This is a genomic window from Rhizobium esperanzae (genome assembly GCF_014197615.1).
Lineage (GTDB): Bacteria > Pseudomonadota > Alphaproteobacteria > Rhizobiales > Rhizobiaceae > Rhizobium > Rhizobium esperanzae_A.
In genome coordinates this window covers 119,430-137,789 of sequence record NZ_JACIFY010000001.1, presented here as the reverse complement: position 1 = coordinate 137,789, position 18,360 = coordinate 119,430, and the positions used below count along the sequence as shown (strand labels likewise).

Sequence of the window (18,360 nt, the reverse complement as noted above, 5' to 3'; positions counted from 1 at the left end):
ACACATAAAAACAGGACTTCATGATGAACCCAATTGAACTGAAGAAGGCCGTCGGCAGTGGTCTCCTCTCGTTTCCGGTCACGCATTTCGACGATCAGCTGAAATTCGACGAGGCGAAGTACCGCCGCCATGTCGAGTGGCTTGCCGGTTACGACGCGGCAGCGCTGTTTGCCGCCGGCGGCACCGGTGAATTCTTCTCCCTCAATCCGAGCGAGATCCCTGCGGTCGTCAAAGCCGCCAAGGCCTCGGTCGGCAAGACACCGATCATTTCGGGAACCGGCTACGGCACGTCGCTTGCCATCGAGATCGCACAGGCGGCCGAAAAGGCCGGCGCCGACGGTCTATTGCTGTTGCCGCCCTATCTGATGTTTGCCGAGCAGGCCGGCCTGATCGCTCACGTCAAGGCGGTCTGCCAATCGGTCGGCATCGGCGTCATCGTCTATAACCGCGACAATGCCATCCTGACCGCCGACAGCATTACGCGGCTCGCGGAGGAATGCCCGAACCTGATCGGCTTCAAGGACGGCGTCGGCGACGTCGACAAGGTGATCGAGATCACCACGCGGCTTGGTGACCGCCTCGTCTATGTCGGCGGCATGCCGACCCACGAGGTCTACGCGCAGGCCTATTTCGCCGCCGGCGTAACGACCTATTCCTCTGCTGTTTTCAACTTCGTCCCGGCGCTCGCCCAGCGCTTTTACGGCGCCTTGCGCACCGGCGACCAGGCGACTGTCGACGAGATCCTGAAGGGTTTCTTCTTCCCCTTCGTCGCCCTGCGCAATCGCAAGAAGGGCTACGCCGTCTCGATCATCAAGGCTGGCCTCCAGGTCCTTGGCCAGAATCCTGGGCCGGTGCGGCCGCCTCTGACGGATCTTACGCCGGAGGAGCTCACGCTGCTGGAAAAGATCGTGCAGGCCAACGGCGTCGAACGGATCGCGGCGGAATAACAGGTTGATCATTGAGGACGCGCTTGGGCGCGTCCTTGGGACCCGCGGCTACGGGAGAAAGATCAGGCCGCAGCCCCGCCCGGGTTAGGTGGAGGGCAGCTGTCAACTAGAAACGCCGCCCTCCACCTACAGCGCCACGCCGGTGCCGCGGTCGAAGACGTGCACCTGGTCACTGGCGATGCTCGCTTCGAACACCGTACCGTAATGGGCGGGATATTCGCCGTCGACGATCGCCGTTACCTGCTGCCCGGCAAGATCGAAGACGACGTGGGTCTGTGCGCCGGTTGGCTCCACCAGCATGGTTCGGCCGGCAAGCGGCGTGCCATTACCGATACCGGGAACAAGATGTTCGGGGCGCAGGCCGATGGTGACGGCCTGGCCGGCCTTCACCCTGCGATCGGGCGCAATGCGGATCGCCGTGCCGTCTTCGAGGCGGGCAGCGGGCTCGCCGTTTTCGCCGTCTACCGTGCCCTCCAGCATGTTCATCGCCGGCGATCCGATGAAGGCGGCGACGAAGAGATTGGCGGGCTTCTTATAGAGTTCAAGCGGCGTGCCGGCCTGCTCCACCTTGCCGTGATTGAGCACGACGATGCGGTCGGCGAGCGTCATCGCCTCGATCTGGTCGTGGGTGACATAGATCGAGGTCGTCCTGACCTTCTGATGCAGCGTCTTGATCTCCGAGCGCATCTGCACGCGGAGTTTCGCATCGAGGTTGGAGAGCGGCTCATCGAACAGGAAGACGGCCGGGTTGCGGACGATGGCGCGGCCCATGGCGACGCGCTGGCGCTGACCGCCGGAAAGCTGGGCGGGCTTGCGGTCGAGCAGCTTGGCGAGATCGAGCATGCGGGCGGCCTCGGAGACGCGGGCCTCGATCTCGGTTTTGGCAACGCCGGCGAGCTTCAGGTTGAAACCCATGTTTTCAGCCACCGTCATGTGCGGATAAAGCGCATAGGACTGGAAGACCATGGCGATGTTGCGCTCGCGCGGCGTCATGGCGTTAACGACATTGCCGCCAATGGCGATTTCGCCATCGGTAATCTCTTCGAGGCCGGCGATCATCCGCAGCAGCGTCGATTTTCCGCAGCCGGACGGGCCGACGAGAGCGACGAATTCGCCATCCTCGATATGAAGCGAAATGCCGTGGATGACGTCGACGGCGCCATAGGCCTTGCGAATATTGTTCAAGTCAACGGATGCCATGATGCAGCTCCAATGGTTTGGGCAACGGTTCGGCTCAGGACTTCACGGCGCCGGCGGTCAATCCGGCGATGATGTGTCTCTGGGCGACGAAGAAGACGATGATGGTGGGAAGGATGGTCAGCGTGATGAAGGCCAGCACCAGTTGCCATTCCGTGCCGTATTCGCCGCGATAGACCATGATGCCGAGCGGCCAGGGATATTTGGATTCCGAGTTCAGCATGATCAGCGGCAGGATGTAGCTGTTCCAGCTGCCGACGAAGGAGATGATGCTGACGGTGGCGACGATCGGCCGGGAGAGCGGCAGCGAGATATGCCAGAAGAACCTCATATAACCGCAGCCGTCGACGAAGGCCGCCTGAAACAATTCTTCCGGAAGGTTGCGGAAATAGTTCCGGAACAGAAGGATGCTCATGCCGAGGCCGAAAGCCACCTGCGGCAGCACCACGCCCCAATAGGTGTTCAACAGCCCGAGATCGCGGATGCGGATGAAGAGCGGCAGGATCGCGGTTGCCGCCGGAAACATCAGGCCCAACAGGAAATAGTTGAGCAGGAAGGACGAGCCGAAGAAGCGGACATGGGCAAAGGCGAAGGCCGCCATCGACGAGACGATCAGCGTCAAGAGCACGGTGAGTGCCGCGATCACAAGCGAATTGCCGATCTGCAGCCAATAGCGCTCGCCGAAGAGAATGTCGGTGTAATTCGCCCATTGCCACTCTGTCGGCAGGCCGAAGGGGTTGGTGCGGAGATCCCCCAGGGTCTTGAAGCCGCCGAGCGCCGTCGTCAGCAGCGGCACCAGCACGATCGCCGCGATCAGGCTCAGCGACACATAGAGATAGATCCGGGTGGATGTTCTCATGCGGATGGAAGAGCTCATATCAGTCATGGCGCATGAAGATCCTTTTGTAACCGAAGGCGAGCGTCACGCAGATGATGAACAGCACGACGCCGACGGCGCTGCCCAGGCCCACCTGCATGCGCATGACGCCGTAGGTGTAGAGGAAGGTGACCATGGTCTGCGTCGAGTTGGACGGCCCGCCACCGGTCAGCGGCATGATCATGTCGAAGAGCTGCAGCGAGCCGACGACGGCAAAGAAGATCGAAAGGCGCAGGGTGGAACCGAGCAGCGGCAGCGTGACGTAGCGGAATTTCTGCCAGCCGGTGGCGCCGTCGATTTCGGCCGCCTCCAGCACGCTCTTGTCGACCGATTGCAGGCCGGCGATGAACAGCATCATGTGAAAGCCGAAATATTTCCAGACGATGACGCCGAGCACGGCATAGATCGCCACGTCCTTGTCGGCGAGCACATAAGGGTTGGCGAAACCGAAGAAATTGGAAACAGCGGCAAACAGGCCGTAATCGCCATCATAGACGAAGCGCCAGATGAGGCCGGCGGCGACATCCGCCAGCACATAGGGCAGGAAGAAGATCAGGCGGTAACCGACGACACCGGGAATGCGGTGGGCCAGCATCGTCGCCAGCCAGATGGCGAGCGGCACCTGGATGCAGATCGAGATGACGATGATCAGGCCGTTATTGACCAGCGCCTGGGTGAAAGCCGCATTGCGGAACAGGACCTGGAAATTGCGCAGCGCGATGAACTCTGTCGGCGTGCCGTAGCCGTTCCACTTATAGAGGCTGTACCAAGCCGCCTCGCCCATCGGCATGATGACAAAAAGCGTGAAGAGCAGCAGCGCCGGCGGCAGAAAGAGCAGCAGCACCGTCAAGCGGTCGTGGGCGACTGAACTCCTGCTGTTTGCGGCTCGCCTTGCCGGCCTTACGGCGCTCGGTGTCGATAAGACTGATATATTGGCCATGGTTCCTGCTTTCGCATCTCGTCGGCAGCGGTGTTCCGGCGCCCCGCTTTAGCAGGAGCGCCGGGAAGGCTCTGCGGGCGCTGGTTATTGTTCCAGTTCGAAAGCGTCCTGGATCATCTGGGCGCCGTCCTTGGACTTCATCTGTCCGGAGACGATTTCCACCGAGACGTCGTTGACGACACGGCCAACGGCCGCACCGAGATCCTGGTCGAAGAAGTTCTGGTGCCAGGTCGAGCCGGCAAGCTGCTTGGCCGATTCGGCCAGCAGCGGGTTGACGACGCCGTCATCGGCGCCGACGGCAACGGGCAAGAGCATCCCGGCCTTGGCCATCGCCCGCTCATTGTCCGCATTCGTCAGGAAGGCGAGGAAATCGATCGCTTCCTTGGAGGCCTTCTTGGTAACGGCCCAGCCGTTCAGACCGCCGAGTGTATCGGTCGGCTTGCCGGCGCCGCCTTCGACCGTCGGGAAGACGAAACGGCCGATATTGTCGGGCGAAAGCCCCTTGCCGTCGCCGGCATTCTTGCGCTGGTTGGCCTCGGTCGCTTCAAAGCCGAGGATCATCGCCGCCTTGCCGTCACCGAAGACGCCGAGCGTCTGCGGCCAGGTGGCGCCGAGATAGCCGGGCTGGAAAGGTTCGAGCTTGCCGAGCTCGGCAAGATCATCGCCGGCCTTGATGATTGCCGGATCGAGGAAACCTTCGCCCTCGCCCTTCTTGGCGGCTTCGAAGACCTTCTGGCCGCCCTCGCGCATGACGAGATAGCTCCAGTAGAAGTGGATCGGCCATTTCTCGCCGCCACCGCCGGCAATCGGCACGATGCCGGCAGCCTTGAGCTTCTTCACCGCTTCGAGAAAATCGGTCCAGCTCTTGATGTCCTCGGCCTTGACGCCGGCCTTGGCAAACAGCGCCTTGTTGTAGAAGAAGCTGACCAGACCGACCTTATAGGGGATCGCCCAGGTCTTGCCGTCGAAGGTCAGGCCGTCGACCGAGGCCGGGGTATAGGCCTTGCGCAACTTGCCGCCATCGGCATCGAGGGCCGCCGTCACATCCTGCAGCGCGCCGGTCTCCGACTGCTGTTTCAGAACGCCGCCGCCCCAGCTGAAAAAGAAATCGGGGACGTCATCGGACTGCAGCAAGGTCGGCAACTTGGCCTTGAAGGCCTCGTTTTCGAGGAACTGCATCTGGATGTCGACGTCGGGATGCTGAGCCTCGTATTTCTTGACGATGTCTTCCCAGGCCGCGACGTTTTTCGGATCGAGTTCGAGATGCAGCCACTTGACCACCGTCGTCGCGGAAGCCGCCCCTGCGCCGGCCAGCAACATGCCGGCGGCCGCGGCCATGGATACGATGCGCCTGCCGCCGAAAGCGGCGTTCTTCAGCATAAAATTCATGATTTCCTCCCAGGGGACCTATCCTCACAATTTTTCCCCAATGCGGAATAATTCAACGGAGCTTGCGCCGGATGTCAACCCGACTGCTGCTATTTTTAGCAAATGCGCTTGACATGCCCACGGAATTGCCTGCTATTTATTTCGTAACCCGTTAAAAATATTGGCTTCCGCCCAACGAACAATGCCGGCTAGTTTTTCATGAAGACCGCAGATCCAGAATTGATGCGCGCGATCAACCGCTTGAACGTGCTCGACACCATCCGGCGCCATGGTCCGATCTCGCGCATCGAGATCAGCGAACGGACCGAGCTTTCCACCACGACCGTCTCGGCCATTACCGCCTCGCTGCTCGACGACGGGTTGATCCTGCCGCGCCATGAAGGCGATATCCGCAATGAGGCGGTGCGTGGGCGGCCGCGTGTGGCGCTGGAGCTCAATCCCGATGCCGCCCGCGTCGTCGGCGGCAAGATCGCCGCCAACCGGATGGTTTTCGTCGTCACCAATTTCCGCGGCGACGTGCTGTCGAAGCTCGCTTTGCCGATCCGCATCGACCGGCAGCCGATCGGCGTCATCGCCGATCTCGTCGAGGACGGCGTCAGGCGCTGCGTCGTCGATGCCGGGCTGTCGCTGGAGGATGTCGACAGTATCTGCCTCGGCTTTCCCGGCGTCGTCGAGCATCGCACCGGCTACATCAGAAGCAGCCCGATCTTTCGCGACACCAATGTCGATTTCGCCGCCGAAATGTCGACGCGGCTGTCGACGCCGACCATCGTCGAGAGCGACGCCCATGCCATCACGCTCGGCCATCACTGGTTCGGAAGAGCCAGGGATCTCGAGGATATGGTGTTGATTTCGCTGGAACAGACGCTGGGGCTCGGCGTGCTGCACGGCAACCGCCTGTTCCGCGGCGCCGGCGGCCTCAGCCACAATCTCGGCGATCTCGTGCTCGGCATGGGACCGAACGGCATCGTGCGGCTTTTCAGCCAGGCCGGCGAAAGCGCGATCCTCGGCGAACAGCAGGCCGACGGGCGTTTTGCCGAAGCCATCCGCCTCGGGCGCGGCATGACCCATGCCCAGGCGCTGATCAAGGCAGATGACGACCGACTGATCGGCGCCGCCATCCGCGCCGGCGAAGCAGTCGGCTTGACCATCGCCAACATCGTCACGCTGTTTGCGCCGCCCCGCGTCATCCTTGTGGGGTCCAGCCTGGCGCTCGGCGAACCCTTTTTGAACAGCCTGCGCGATGCCTATGCGCTCGCCATCCCGCCGTCGCTGAAAGGCGTCAGCGAACTCGTCTTCGACGATTCGAGCGATGATTTCTGGGCGCAGGGTGCGGCTGCGGTGGCGCTCTACGAACTCTACGAATCGCCCTGGAGCACCACAGGGCCGGCGCTCTGAGGAGCGCACACTCAAGATCAATGGAGGAATTCATGGACAAGGTCGGTATCGGCATCATCGGATGCGGCAATATTTCGGGCGCCTATCTCACGGCGATGGCATCCTTCCCCATTCTCGACATTCGCGGCGTCGCCGATCTCAACCGGGAACTGGCAGAGGCAAAAGCTGCCGAATTCAACGTGCCCGTCAAATCCGTCGAGGAGCTTTTCGCCGATCCCAAGGTCGAGATCATCGTCAATCTGACCATCCCGAAGGCCCATGTGGCTGTGGCGATGCAGGCGCTGGAGGCCGGCAAACATACCTATTCGGAAAAGCCGCTCGGGATTAATTTCGTGGAAGGGAAAAAATTGGCGGAGGCGGCCAGAGCGCGGAATCTGCGCATTGGTGCGGCCCCCGACACCTTCCTCGGCGGCGGTCACCAGACGGCCCGCGCCTTGATCGACCAGGGCGTCATCGGCCAGCCGGTCGGCGGCTCGGCAAGCTTCATGTGCCCGGGCCATGAGCGCTGGCACCCAAATCCGGCGTTTTACTACGAAGTCGGCGGCGGGCCGATGCTCGACATGGGTCCCTATTACATCACCGATCTCGTCAATCTTCTCGGGCCCGTTGCGCAGGTTGCAGGTTTTGCGACGACGCCGCGGGCCGAACGGCTCATTACCAGCGAGCCGCGCAACGGTGAGCGCATCCCCGTGCACGTGCCGACCCATGTCGCCGGCATGATGGCTTTTGCCAACGGCGCCGTCGTCCAGATCGCCATGAGCTTCGACGTCGCCGGCCACAAACATGTGCCGCTGGAGGTCTACGGAACCGAGGGCACGCTCCTCGTCCCCGATCCCAACAAATTCGCCGGCCCGGTCGAATATCTGAAGAAGGGCGGCGCCTTCGAGGACCAGCCGGTCACAGCGCCCTACGCCGACGGCAACTACCGCTCGCTCGGCGTCGCCGACATGGCGCATGCAATCCGCTCGAACCGGCCGCATCGCGCCAACGGCGATCTGGCGCTGCATGTGCTCGAAGTCATGGAAGCCTTCCATACCGCGTCCGAGACCGGCCGGACGGTCACGATCACCACCGCAACGGAGCGCCCTGCCCCCTTGTCCCAATCCATCGTCGACGGACGGCTGGCGAAATAATTTCAGGAGGAAAGAGAATGCGTGAAGCACTGATCGTCTGGGGTGGCTGGAGCGGGCACGAGCCGCAGGAATGTGCCGAAATCATCAAGACCATGCTCGAGGAAGACGGCTTCAAGGTCTATCTCGAACATGGCACCGAGGCGCTCGCCGACCCCTCCGTCCACGATCTCAGCCTCGTCGTGCCGATCATGACGATGTCGAAGATCGAAAAGGAGGAGGTCAAGAACCTCGCCGCCGCGATCGAAAGCGGTGTCGGCATCGCGGGCTATCATGGCGGTGCGGGCGATGCCTTTCGCGACTCCGTCGACTACCAGTTCATCGTCGGCGGCCAGTGGGTGGCCCACCCCGGCAATATCATCGACTACACCGTCAACATCACCCGGCCCGACGATCCGCTGATGGAGGGGATTGCCGACTTCCCCTATACATCAGAGCAATATTACATGCATGTCGATCCCTCGAACGAGGTGCTGGCGACGACGAAATTCACCGGCGATCACGCCTACTGGATCGACGGCGTCGTCATGCCCGTGGTCTGGAAGCGCAAATACGGCAAGGGCCGCGTCTTCTATTCTTCCCTCGGCCATCAGGCCAAGGAGTTCGACGTGCCGGAGATGAAGACGATCTTCCGCCGCGGGGCCAATTGGGCGGCGCGGTAAGGCGAAGTTCAGAGGGTAGCTGAAAACCCCTCCCCAACCCCTCCCCACAAGGGGGAGGGGCTAACATGCCGCACCGCCTCACACAGCCTCTACCGTACCAATCGGTAGAACGGGTCCAGCCAGAAAAACCTGTGCTTTTGGTCACCGCCGGGAACGACAGCTTAGCCCCTCCCCCTTGTGGGGAGGGGTTGGGGAGGGGTCTTTACGATCTCAGCGCAGAATCAACGCCGTACCGTAAAGCCCCAGCGCAAACACCGTATGCGCGAGCAGATTGAAACACCGGACCTTGTTCGGTGTCGGATGCTTGGAAGCGGCCCAGCCGATGCCGAGGCCCGGCTGCAGCAGGAACCACCCTGCCCCGACGGTGACGATGCCGAAGATCCAGGTGGGAAGAAATGTCGGGCCTGCCAACCAGGCCGAGCCCATGATGAGCGCAAAGATCACGCCGTAGAGAATGCCGACGGCGTAATGGCTGATCCAGCCGAGCGCGAGTTCATTTGCATAGGGTTCGGCATCGGCAATGTTGTCATGAAAGACCTTGCCGCGGCCGAGGTGCCAGAACCAGCGGCCGACCGGAGCCCAATTGGGCGCCGACTGGCCGAAGACCTTGGTGAGCAGGATCGCCCAAAGGTCCATGAGGATGGTTGCGCCGGCGCCGATCGCCAGGCCGCGCCACAGAATATCGAACATCGGGAATCACCGGAGAGCGTTGAATTGCAGGGATGCTAGAAAACCATTGCGGGGGCGCCGGCGCAATGGCCTGCACACACCCGCCGTCCCTCAGGTTTCCGACGCGCTGCCGATATCGCCACCGATATCGTTGGCAAACTTGCGCATGAGCCGAACGAGCTCATTGAAGTCATGGTCGTCCCAGTGTTCGAAGATGGCGCGGCCGATCTTTTCGCGGGCGGCGTCGATGCGATCGGTCATCGCCTTGCCCTTCGGGCTGATGATCGCCTCGCGCACACGGCGATCGGCAGCGCTTCCGCGGCGCTCGACCAGGTCGAGGCTTTCGAGCTTGGCGACCTGCCGGCTGACGGTGGTATAGTCACGCCCGGCGCGGTCGGCGAGTTCCACCACCCCGATCGGACCGAGGCGCTCCACCGCGACCAGCAGCGGAAACAGCGCACGATCGAGCGAAATTCCGGCCTCGCGGACCATCTGTTCGTCGCGCTGGGGCCGGTTCATGACGCTGACGATCTCGATCAAAGCCCCATGCAGTTCACGCAGTTTTTCCGACATATGTGTATTTTGCACATTTTCCGTTGACGCCGTCATATCGATTCTCCTATTATGTGCATAATACACATATGGAGAATGATATGACACAGAATTCTACAGTCGACGTGTTGATATCGGGCGCCGGTGCGGCCGGCCTGACGCTGGCGATCGAGCTTGCCCGTCGCGGCGTCAGCTTCCGCCTGATCGAGAAATTGGACGATCCGTTCCGCGGCTCGCGCGGCAAGGGGATCCAGCCGCGAACGCAGGAGGTTTTCGAGGATCTCGGTATTCTCGACCGGATCGTCGCACTCGGTGGCACCTATCCCCGGCAGCGGGAATATCGCGCCGACGGAAGCTTTAGCGAATCCGACGTCGTGCTGCATGAGGCGCCGCCCCCTGCAGAACCCTATCATCTCGCCCTGATGGCGCCGCAGTTCCTGACCGAAGGCGTGATGCGCGAGCGCCTGCTCGAACTCGGGCATCGCCCCGCATTCGGATGCGAACTGATCGGCTTCGAACAGGGCGAGACTGGGGTAACCGCCCGGCTCAAAGACCCGTCCGGCGAAGAGACGATCGGCGTGCGCTGGCTGGTCGGCACCGATGGCGGCCGCAGCTTCGTGCGCCATGCGCTCGATATCGGTTTTCCCGGAAAGACGCTCGGGGTCCGCGCCATCGTCGCCGATGTCACGCTGACCGGCCTCGACCGCAATGCCTGGCATCGCTTCGCCGAGGGCGACATGGAGAGGCAGATTTCCTTCTGCCCGCTTGCCGGCACGGAGATGTTCCAGATCCAGGGACCGATCCCACTCGAAGGCGATATCGATCTTTCCGCGGCAGGTTTGACCGCCCTGGTGAAGGAGCGCACCGGCCGTCCAGACGTCACCATTCAGTCGGTTTCCTGGGCATCGGCCTTCACAATGAATGCCAGGCTTGCCGATCGCTACCGGCAAGGCCGGATATTCCTCGCCGGCGATGCCGCCCATACGCATCCGCCGACCGGTGGACAGGGTCTGAATACCAGCGTTCAGGATGCCTATAATCTGGGGTGGAAACTGGCGGCCGTCGCCGGCGGCGCCCCGGACACGCTGCTCGACAGCTATGAGGAAGAGCGCCGCCCGATCGCCGCCGCCATGCTCGGCCTTGCCACGACGCTGCTCGACGCTATGAAGCGCGGTGAGATGCGGCGCGGCCGCGAGGTTCATCAGCTCGATATCGGCTACCCCGAAGCCTCGCTTGCGCTGGAAAAGCCGGAGCGGCGGAGCGGCCTGCTGGCCGGCGACCGCGCGCCGGATGCGCTGCTCAAAGGTGCGGCCGGCCAGCCCAGGCGCCTGTTCGACCTGTTCAAGGGCACGCACTGGACGCTGCTCGGCTATGAGGCGGAGCAAGCTGCCGTCCAGCCGCAAAGGGGATTGCACATCCACAGGATCGGCCGGCGCGGCGATCTCATCGACGAAGGCGGGCATTTCCGCGACGCCTACGCCCTGACGCCCGGCGACTTCGTGCTGGTGCGCCCGGACGGTTATATCGGCGCCATCGTCGCCTCCGGCGAAGCTTCGGTACTGAAGGCCTACTTCGCCAATGTCGGCCTTGGCAGCTGAGCTCTTTTGCCGCCCCGAAAGCTCCGATCAGCATCCCAAGATGCTTGATTTCAAGGATGTCCGGTTCAAAGGGCGTCGCGCTCATAACGCGGCGTCCAACCCCGTGTCATCCCCCGGCTCATCGCGCATTCGGCCAGCGCCAGCTGTTGGCGCAGATGTTTGCAATCATCGAGCAGCGCGCGGATCGTCGCCTTGGCATTGTCGTCATGCCAGGCCAGCACGGCTTCGACTTCCCAGGCTTCGTCGCGCCATGCTTCGTCGGGACACGTTTGATCGGGCAACACGCCATCGGGCCGGGCCGGATCGGGTGAGGTCTTTGCCGGCTGCATCAGTTCAGCGCCAATGGCAATTGAACCGGACGCGGCAAGGGCGGCAGCGGCCGGCTGAGTTCGACCTTTCTCTGCCAGGCGGCACGCCGCAGCTGATCCCGCTCGCGCGCGGCACGAGACGCTTCGACAAGGGCTAGGGCGTTGGCGATCACTTGTTCCGTATGCGTCATGACCATCTCCAATGTTCCTGCTTTGTTCTAATTTAGACTGTCAGCCGGAAATGTCAAGACGGGGGTGATCGGCTTGGGATGGATGGTTCGGACTTGATCGACAGGCCGAAGGTTCTCGTCGAAAAGGCGGCGGGCGCTCAATCCGCGGCTTCGATGACGGCGATGCCGGCTTCCTGTGCGGCCCGGATGAAGGATGCCCGCACCTCATCCGGCTGGAGATCGCCGATAATCGCATCCAGGCATGACTTTACGGCTTCGAAATATTCTTCGCCGTCATCGACCGGCCAGTCGTGCAGCAGCGTGCGCGCGGCATCCCAAACAGAGTTAACGACGGCATAATGGCCGAGCCCCATGGAGGCCAATCCGACCGGTCGAAAGTTTGCCGTCTGTTTCACTTTGCTACAGCTTTTCCAGTTTTGGTGGGCTTATGGGGTGCGATGCAATATTCGTGCCGTCGGCGGGCCGCCTCACCTGCCGGCCTGCGGCTTTGATGCTGCTGAGATGGACCATGACAGACGCAGCTCTTCATCCCTCCAGGTTCCGACAGGCGCTTGAGACGGTGGAACGCCTGAAGCTTCCCGAATAGCCACGACAACCCATGGCTAGTCTTTAAACGGCCGATTATGGTAAATATCGGGCTTCCATGCAAATCACACTGATTAAAACACAACCATTCCTTTCGTATTCTATGGGATTTACAGCAACTCATAGGATTTTCTCAATGTAACAGCCTTAACGATCGCCTCTTGATTGTCTCAAAGGTGGACGAAGGCGCATCCAGATCGTAGAATGCCGCCTCTTGCACCGGCGGATCTGGGGGCGCGCGATGCCTATCTTCATGGACCGGCACTTTCTCGAGGGAACGTCGGCGGCCGATGTTGCCCGGGCGCATCGCATGGATCTCGACATTCAGGATCGCTACGGCGTCAAGTTTCTCACCTATTGGTTCGACCAGCGGCGCGGGACCGCCTTCTGTCTCGTGGATGCGCCCGACATGGAAACCGCCCAATGCGTGCATCGCGAGGCGCACGGCTTCGTTGCCGGCGAGATCGTCGAGGTCGCCCTGTCTGCGGTCGAAGCTTTTCTCGGACGAATTCATGACCCGGAGCCGGCGCCCGGCCAATCCTTGGCCGACGTGGATCCCGGTCACCGGGCAATCCTCTTTACCGACATCGTCGGATCGACGGAGATGACGGCGCGGCTCGGCGACCGCATCGGAACCGAAATGGTGCGGGCCCATGATGCGATCGTGCGTCGATGCCTCGGGCAAACGTCAGGCCGGGAAGTGAAGCATACCGGCGACGGCATCATGGCCGCCTTTTCCGCCACAACGGCCGCAGTCGAATGCGCCATGACGATCCAGCAGGAATTCAAGCGTTACAACGGCGGAAACACCGAGCCGATCCATATCCGCATCGGGCTGGATTGCGGCGAGCCGGTCGAGGACAGCAACGACCTTTTCGGCTCGACCGTACAGCTTGCGGCGCGCCTCTGCGCGGCCGCCGCCAGCGACCAGATCCTCGTTTCGGAGAATATCTTTCGGGAATATGGCGCCGCCGATCTCTTCGGTCACGCCTCACGCCGGCGCCTCAAGGGCTTTGCGAAGCCGGTGCTGGTGTTCCGATGCGACTGGAATGGCGGCCTTGCCTGAAATGCGCCGAGCGGATCGCCATCCGCCTCCGGCAGAAGGTTTGCCGCGCAGGCTGCGGCGAAGAAATAGGCGTCCAGCGGGCAAGCGGCATAAAAACCAGAACGCGCCGCACAGGATGTGACGGCGCGTTCTTGCCTATTTCCATCTCACGCGCGTCGCGATCTTTCAGGCTCGCCCCTCGCGCTTGAGGTCGTTCTTGTCCAGCATGTCGTTACCGCAAAAAACGCGGCACAATTTTGCGGTAACGACATTCGTTGATCAAGCATTGCCGATATTTCGATCGCCCATCAGTTGCTCGAATTTGGGGGCACCCTCGACCTTGGCAAGCACCCCCGACATTTTCAGGAAACGTCGGAAATTCTCGCGCGCAGCGCTCAGCGGGAAACGGCCGCTGGCCGTATCTCGGCATGCCTTCAACAGCGTGTCATACGCCAGACCCCGTTTGTCCTGTGGCCATTCATCCAGAAAATCGAAGATTTCATCGAGGCATGTGATCTCAGCGATGAAATGTTGACGATGAAGCAAAACCGGATCAAACCGAGTTTCCGTCATAGTATCCTCCCATTTATATTACTTTTTTATGGGGTAATATTACTAAAAAACTTCAATTCATTCAAGACAAAATCGGCCAAATATGACCGAATGCCTGCGACACTACTTCCATAATGACAGAATAACTCGATCAGATTATCTTGAGTGAATCGATCAGCGATCGAGGCTCACGCTCTACAGCTGAGATTGGCCGGTCAATTGCACACGTGTTCGGATCAGCCGATGCATGTCGCCCGGAAGGCTGCCGTTTTAGCGTGATCAAGCGCGCCGGAAGTTTTCCTGTAGGCTGGTGACGGCATGGTAGATTACGGTCCAGATAACCTCACAAGGGAGAGCCCAGATGAACCGATTTCTGACATTTATCGCTGCCGGGGCGCTGATCGGTGTGTCTGCGATCACGTCTTCCTGCACCACGCCCGGCAAGTCCAATCGCGAAGATTTTCAATATCAGCGGGATACATCGATAAACCCGGCATGTGCTGGTGGATTCAGGCCGGGCAACGCTCGCTCCTGCAGTTACTGATGGGCGCAGGCGCCCGATATTCGTTCAGCATTGGCTGAGAAGGCCGGGCCGCAGGGAACTGCAAGCCCGCGCCGCCGTTGAATAAACGGGTCACAGTTGGCTCGATTCAAATAGGAGAACGGTTCCCAATGAACAATTTGATCTGGCTTGTCGGCGCTGTCGTTATCGTGCTCGCGATTTTGAGTTTCTTCGGCTTTCGCTGAGTAAAGACGCTGCTGATGTAAATCGTGGCGGCTCGACCGATCCTTGCTCCCTGCCGCAAGCAAATGGACGAGACTCTCAACACCGGCGGATCGATTAAGATGCGGAGCGGCATGGCCCGGCCATAGGCTGCCGCAGCTGACCGAGAAGAACCACGTGTGGGGGTCATGAACGCCCTGCACAAGCGAAGCATTTGCGGCACTCAGTCCGTCGTCGCGGACAAGCATCTCCGCCCGCTCTCTGATCTATGGAGATAGCGTCAGTCTCCAGCTGATATCCGTTTCGTCGATAATCCACAAAATGACGTGCGGATGGCCTACATCACCCCCCTCGACGTCCTTTATGGTCACGCGTTTCGGCTTCTCCCTGGGCCGATTGCGAGGAAAATCGATGGACCGTCTTGGCGCAAATGAAGCCACTCAAACCAGGAATGAAGCTGCAAAAGCAGATCGGCCGGAGGGGTTTTCCCGGGATGTGACGGCAATCAAGCTCGGCGACTGTCTGCTGGGTTACAAGGCCGTTCAGCGCCGCGTGCGGGGTGGCCGCTGGAGCCATTTCCACGGCCGGATGCGCGAGATCGAAAGATTGATCAGGCATCGCCACGGGGCGATCGTGCCCGAGGCCGATGACGCATTGATCTATGTCGAAGTGATCGCCGGCCTCGCGCTTGTCGAGTTCCGGCAAGAGTTTGCCGAGGTGGTTCTCGGCTGGTCGGCGCGATGGCTCCCATGGGCCGGCAAAGCCTGCATAGAAGAAATCATCTACGAGCGGACGAAGGTGCGTTTTTCTCCCTTGTCGGCCGACGCGCTCGGTCACGCTCTGCATGTGAGCTACGCTGAACGATGCGCCCTCGATATCCGCACGATCGGCGCCTTCGACGTGCCGAAGCGGAAAAGAGCGCAACTGCAAAAGGAAAAGCGGCGGCAGCGGGACCGGAGCCGGAAGGAGGAGCAACGCCGCGCCGCAGGCGCGGCCCCCAGGGCCGACTATATCGCCAATTCCTTCAGCACGGCGTGCCCATGGGAGGCATTCGGCATCAGCCGCCGGACGTGGGAACGCCGCGGCAAACCGATGCCGGAGGCCGAGACGGTTTTGGAATGCGGTTCGATTTCGCTTGCCGCCTAGAATCGACTTTTCCAGCTTTTAGCCGGGCGGTCCGAACCAGGTCTTCATCGCCTCGCGCAGACCATCCTGCGAGCCGTCGCCCACCCACGCGACATAGCCGTCTGGCCGGATCAGGACGGCGGTGGGCGCCGAAACAGCACCGATCGCCGGCAGCTCCCATGGCCCGTCATAGCTGGCGTCAACCGACCGGATGCGGCCTGACCACGGGGTGATGTCGAGGCTGCCGGGCGCGCCGAGATTGAGGAGCATCGGCTGCGCATTTTTCAGCAGCGTATAGACACGCAGGCAACCATCCGATGTGACCAGCTCAAGGTCGGGCATGCGGCGGCCGAGCAGCGGATGCCCCTCGCCGAGGTCGTAGTGGATCGCCAGCCCGGACATTTCCGCGGCAATCTTTTTGCGCGGCTCTTCCATGCCGAGCAGCTCCAACATGATGTCTCGCAGGGCTTCGGTGCGATCGTCGGTGCGCTGCAAGGCAACCTGCGCCATCGTCGTGCGCAACACACGGGCGGCCACGGGATGGCGCTCGGCGTGATAGGTGTCGAGCAAGCTTTCCGGCGATATTCCTTTCACCACCTGAGCCAGCTTCCAGCCGAGATTCGCCGCATCCTGCACGCCGGTATTGAGGCCCTGCCCGCCGACTGGAGAATGCACGTGGGCGGCATCGCCGGCGAGAAGCACCCTGCCCTTGCGATAGGCTGCCGCCTGGCGCGACATGTCGGTGAACCTCGAAATCCACTTGAGGCTATGGATGCCATAATCCGTTCCGCATGCAGCAATCAGCGCTTGCCTGAGATCGCCGAGCGTCGGCTCGCCCGTGCCGCCGGCGGTCTTTTCCGTCACCATGACGTTGATCGGGCCTTCACTGGCAAAGATCACCTTGCCGTCGCGGATTTCGTATTCCTCCCGGCCGAAGGCATGCATGCCGAGTGCCGTGCGATGGACACCGAGCGGCGGCTCCTCTTCCATCTCGGCCTCGGCGAGAATGTTGCTGATCGTCGCGTCCCACCCCGGAAACTCGATGCCGGCAATCTTGCGAACCAGGCTGCGGCCGCCATCGCAGCCGACGAGATAGCCTGCCCTGAGCGAGGCGCCGTCGGAGAGTTCGATGGTGACACCTGTCTCGTCCTGCACAAAACCCGCCAATTCAAGTCCGCGATAGATCGGCACCGGCAGTTCGTCGATCCAGCCGGCGAGAATGCGCTCGATATGTTTTTGCCTCAACGCCAGCCCGTAATTGTGCCGCGTCGGGAAATCGCTGATATCCAGCCGCGTCACCGCAAATCCCGTGACCTGGGCGATCTGCCCTGCCTTGAGAAACCGGTCGACGATACCGCGCTGGTCGAGAACCTCGAGCGTGCGAGCGCTCAAGCCGCCGGCCCGGGAACCGACAATCTCCTGGTCCGGCCGGCGTTCGACGATCGCGACGCCGATGCCCGCCAAGGCCAGCTCGCCCGCCAGCATCAGGCCCGTCGGACCTCCTCCTGAAATCACGACCGCATGTTCTTTCATCCCTAACTCCTTTGCTCCGACTGCCTTGCGCAATATTCCAGAGTTACCCCGGCACCGATTTCGGTGTCGCAGGTTGTTCCCCCTATAATTAGAGCTCTCTACTGGTTGGAAGGACTTGCGACAGGATTTCCGCCTTGCTTTCCAAAGCCATATTCGTTGCCGCTTGCTGATCTTTTGCGATCAACGCAGGCTCTTCAACACGACCTGACCGGGTGTGCGCCGGGTCTAGCACACGCCTTTCCCGATCATCACTTGTTCTCGAAGGGCGACCGGTCAATTGACTGAGCCGAACTGTTACTGCGGAGCCACGGCCTTATCCGGAATCGTTTCAGCCGCGGGCCGCTCCGACGGAGCGCCGGGATGGCCGTAGATTGTGTACACAGCGCCCGCCAGAATGCCCAGGACGAGAAGAGCCAGCACGTACAACGTCATTCCGCGGATTGCCGTCTTCGGTGTCTTGTCCATCAGGATCTCCGAGATGACTCAGCAGTCAAATTCAATGCGAAGGCTTTTGGTTCCGAAACGGAAATCTGGGAAAGGCAGTCGTCCGTCCGAAATTGTGCAGTCGACCACAAAGACGCTGGAGATCTGAAGCGCGTCCGAGGTGCAACGGAAGACGTCACGCAATCACAGACGGAACGATCGGATCCGGAATTGGTTTAGCCCTTATCCCAGTCGCTCGCGGAGGCTACCATGTGGGTCATCCTGATCGGAGCAGCGCTCATTATCGGCGGACTTCTCCTTCTCTTTTCGTCAGTGCTTGGACGGAAACCGAGCAATCCGCATCCACTGCCGCAAGGCGGCACCACGCTGGAACCGCGGCGCCAAGGCCTCAGATTCCTTGGCCTATCCAGGAACTGGCCGGCCCTCGCCCTGATCGCAATCGGCGCGCTTCTCTTGGCTTTTGGTGGATATTCATGACATCCGACAGCATTTGA

The 18,360-nt window shown here is 61.3% G+C and carries 22 protein-coding genes; 9 read left to right on the top strand and 13 right to left on the bottom strand.

The window, feature by feature from the left end:
* The first annotated feature begins 20 nt into the window (after positions 1–20).
* Entirely contained in the window at positions 21–947 is a 927-nt protein-coding gene (kdgD, locus tag GGD57_RS00740) for a 5-dehydro-4-deoxyglucarate dehydratase (protein WP_184465929.1), read from the top strand.
* Between the two features lie 126 nt (positions 948–1,073).
* Here the strand turns inward: kdgD and GGD57_RS00735 are convergent, their stop codons facing one another.
* The 4 genes from GGD57_RS00735 to GGD57_RS00720 all read right to left on the bottom strand — a co-directional run bounded on the left by GGD57_RS00735 (position 1,074) and on the right by GGD57_RS00720 (position 5,350).
* Positions 1,074–2,147 carry an ABC transporter ATP-binding protein gene (locus GGD57_RS00735; protein WP_184465927.1) on the bottom strand — a complete coding sequence of 358 codons (1,074 nt, stop codon included), beginning with the start codon at positions 2,145–2,147 and terminating at the stop codon, positions 1,074–1,076.
* A gap of 34 nt (positions 2,148–2,181) precedes the next feature.
* Positions 2,182–3,030 (bottom strand): carbohydrate ABC transporter permease, encoded by an 849-nt coding sequence (locus GGD57_RS00730; protein WP_088685100.1) that lies wholly within the window; start codon positions 3,028–3,030, stop codon positions 2,182–2,184.
* Positions 3,023–3,961, bottom strand: coding sequence for a carbohydrate ABC transporter permease (locus GGD57_RS00725; RefSeq protein WP_184465925.1), 939 nt, complete (start codon positions 3,959–3,961; stop codon positions 3,023–3,025). The genes GGD57_RS00730 and GGD57_RS00725 overlap by 8 nt, the downstream gene beginning before the upstream one ends.
* A gap of 84 nt (positions 3,962–4,045) precedes the next feature.
* Positions 4,046–5,350 (bottom strand): ABC transporter substrate-binding protein, encoded by a 1,305-nt coding sequence (locus GGD57_RS00720; protein ID WP_184465923.1) that lies wholly within the window; start codon positions 5,348–5,350, stop codon positions 4,046–4,048.
* Between the two features lie 198 nt (positions 5,351–5,548).
* Here GGD57_RS00720 and GGD57_RS00715 point away from each other — a divergent pair, with 198 nt between their 5' ends.
* The 3 genes from GGD57_RS00715 to GGD57_RS00705 are packed head-to-tail and all read left to right on the top strand — an operon-like array spanning position 5,549 to position 8,540.
* Complete coding sequence (locus GGD57_RS00715) at positions 5,549–6,748, top strand: ROK family transcriptional regulator (RefSeq protein ID WP_184465921.1); 1,200 nt, start codon at positions 5,549–5,551, stop codon at positions 6,746–6,748.
* Between the two features lie 32 nt (positions 6,749–6,780).
* A complete protein-coding gene (locus tag GGD57_RS00710; RefSeq protein ID WP_184465919.1) occupies positions 6,781–7,881 on the top strand; it encodes a Gfo/Idh/MocA family protein in 1,101 nt (366 codons plus the stop codon).
* Positions 7,882–7,898: 17 nt separating this feature from the next.
* Complete coding sequence (locus tag GGD57_RS00705) at positions 7,899–8,540, top strand: ThuA domain-containing protein (RefSeq protein ID WP_184465917.1); 642 nt, start codon at positions 7,899–7,901, stop codon at positions 8,538–8,540.
* Positions 8,541–8,750: 210 nt separating this feature from the next.
* Here the strand turns inward: GGD57_RS00705 and GGD57_RS00700 are convergent, their stop codons facing one another.
* Together GGD57_RS00700 and GGD57_RS00695 are read right to left on the bottom strand one after the other, a co-directional pair.
* Entirely contained in the window at positions 8,751–9,230 is a 480-nt protein-coding gene (locus GGD57_RS00700) for a DUF2938 domain-containing protein (protein ID WP_184465915.1), read from the bottom strand.
* A gap of 90 nt (positions 9,231–9,320) precedes the next feature.
* Positions 9,321–9,818: a MarR family winged helix-turn-helix transcriptional regulator gene (locus GGD57_RS00695; RefSeq protein ID WP_184465913.1), complete on the bottom strand. Its 498-nt coding sequence runs from the start codon at positions 9,816–9,818 to the stop codon at positions 9,321–9,323.
* Positions 9,819–9,862: 44 nt separating this feature from the next.
* Here GGD57_RS00695 and GGD57_RS00690 point away from each other — a divergent pair, with 44 nt between their 5' ends.
* A complete protein-coding gene (locus tag GGD57_RS00690) occupies positions 9,863–11,359 on the top strand; it encodes an FAD-dependent oxidoreductase (protein WP_184465911.1) in 1,497 nt (498 codons plus the stop codon).
* Positions 11,360–11,424: 65 nt separating this feature from the next.
* Here the strand turns inward: GGD57_RS00690 and GGD57_RS00685 are convergent, their stop codons facing one another.
* From GGD57_RS00685 to GGD57_RS00675, 3 genes are all read right to left on the bottom strand, one after another.
* Positions 11,425–11,688, bottom strand: a complete 264-nt coding sequence (locus tag GGD57_RS00685) for a hypothetical protein (protein WP_184465909.1) — start codon at positions 11,686–11,688, stop codon at positions 11,425–11,427.
* A complete protein-coding gene (locus GGD57_RS00680; protein ID WP_010069037.1) occupies positions 11,688–11,858 on the bottom strand; it encodes a hypothetical protein in 171 nt (56 codons plus the stop codon). Before GGD57_RS00680 ends, GGD57_RS00685 begins: the two co-directional genes overlap by 1 nt.
* 137 nt (positions 11,859–11,995) lie before the next feature.
* A complete protein-coding gene (locus tag GGD57_RS00675; RefSeq protein ID WP_184465907.1) occupies positions 11,996–12,253 on the bottom strand; it encodes a DUF982 domain-containing protein in 258 nt (85 codons plus the stop codon).
* 431 nt (positions 12,254–12,684) lie between these two features.
* Between GGD57_RS00675 and GGD57_RS00670 the strand changes: the two genes are divergently transcribed.
* Positions 12,685–13,509 (top strand): nickel-binding protein, encoded by an 825-nt coding sequence (locus tag GGD57_RS00670; RefSeq protein WP_184465905.1) that lies wholly within the window; start codon positions 12,685–12,687, stop codon positions 13,507–13,509.
* Between the two features lie 258 nt (positions 13,510–13,767).
* Here the strand turns inward: GGD57_RS00670 and GGD57_RS00665 are convergent, their stop codons facing one another.
* Positions 13,768–14,061, bottom strand: a complete 294-nt coding sequence (locus GGD57_RS00665) for a DUF982 domain-containing protein (protein ID WP_126910612.1) — start codon at positions 14,059–14,061, stop codon at positions 13,768–13,770.
* A 340-nt stretch (positions 14,062–14,401) separates the two neighbouring features.
* Between GGD57_RS00665 and GGD57_RS00660 the strand changes: the two genes are divergently transcribed.
* Entirely contained in the window at positions 14,402–14,584 is a 183-nt protein-coding gene (locus tag GGD57_RS00660) for a hypothetical protein (RefSeq protein WP_184465903.1), read from the top strand.
* Here the strand turns inward: GGD57_RS00660 and GGD57_RS00655 are convergent.
* Positions 14,578–15,012 carry a hypothetical protein gene (locus GGD57_RS00655; RefSeq protein WP_184465901.1) on the bottom strand — a complete coding sequence of 145 codons (435 nt, stop codon included), beginning with the start codon at positions 15,010–15,012 and terminating at the stop codon, positions 14,578–14,580. The two genes, GGD57_RS00660 and GGD57_RS00655, sit on opposite strands and share 7 nt — an antisense overlap.
* 163 nt (positions 15,013–15,175) lie before the next feature.
* Between GGD57_RS00655 and GGD57_RS00650 the strand changes: the two genes are divergently transcribed.
* Positions 15,176–15,910 carry a hypothetical protein gene (locus GGD57_RS00650; protein ID WP_184465899.1) on the top strand — a complete coding sequence of 245 codons (735 nt, stop codon included), beginning with the start codon at positions 15,176–15,178 and terminating at the stop codon, positions 15,908–15,910.
* A gap of 18 nt (positions 15,911–15,928) precedes the next feature.
* Here the strand turns inward: GGD57_RS00650 and GGD57_RS00645 are convergent, their stop codons facing one another.
* Positions 15,929–17,422: an FAD-dependent monooxygenase gene (locus GGD57_RS00645; RefSeq protein ID WP_184465897.1), complete on the bottom strand. Its 1,494-nt coding sequence runs from the start codon at positions 17,420–17,422 to the stop codon at positions 15,929–15,931.
* A 294-nt stretch (positions 17,423–17,716) separates the two neighbouring features.
* Complete coding sequence (locus GGD57_RS00640) at positions 17,717–17,887, bottom strand: hypothetical protein (RefSeq protein ID WP_184465895.1); 171 nt, start codon at positions 17,885–17,887, stop codon at positions 17,717–17,719.
* A gap of 228 nt (positions 17,888–18,115) precedes the next feature.
* Here GGD57_RS00640 and GGD57_RS00635 point away from each other — a divergent pair, with 228 nt between their 5' ends.
* Positions 18,116–18,343, top strand: coding sequence for a hypothetical protein (locus GGD57_RS00635; protein WP_184465893.1), 228 nt, complete (start codon positions 18,116–18,118; stop codon positions 18,341–18,343).
* Positions 18,344–18,360 lie beyond the last annotated feature (17 nt).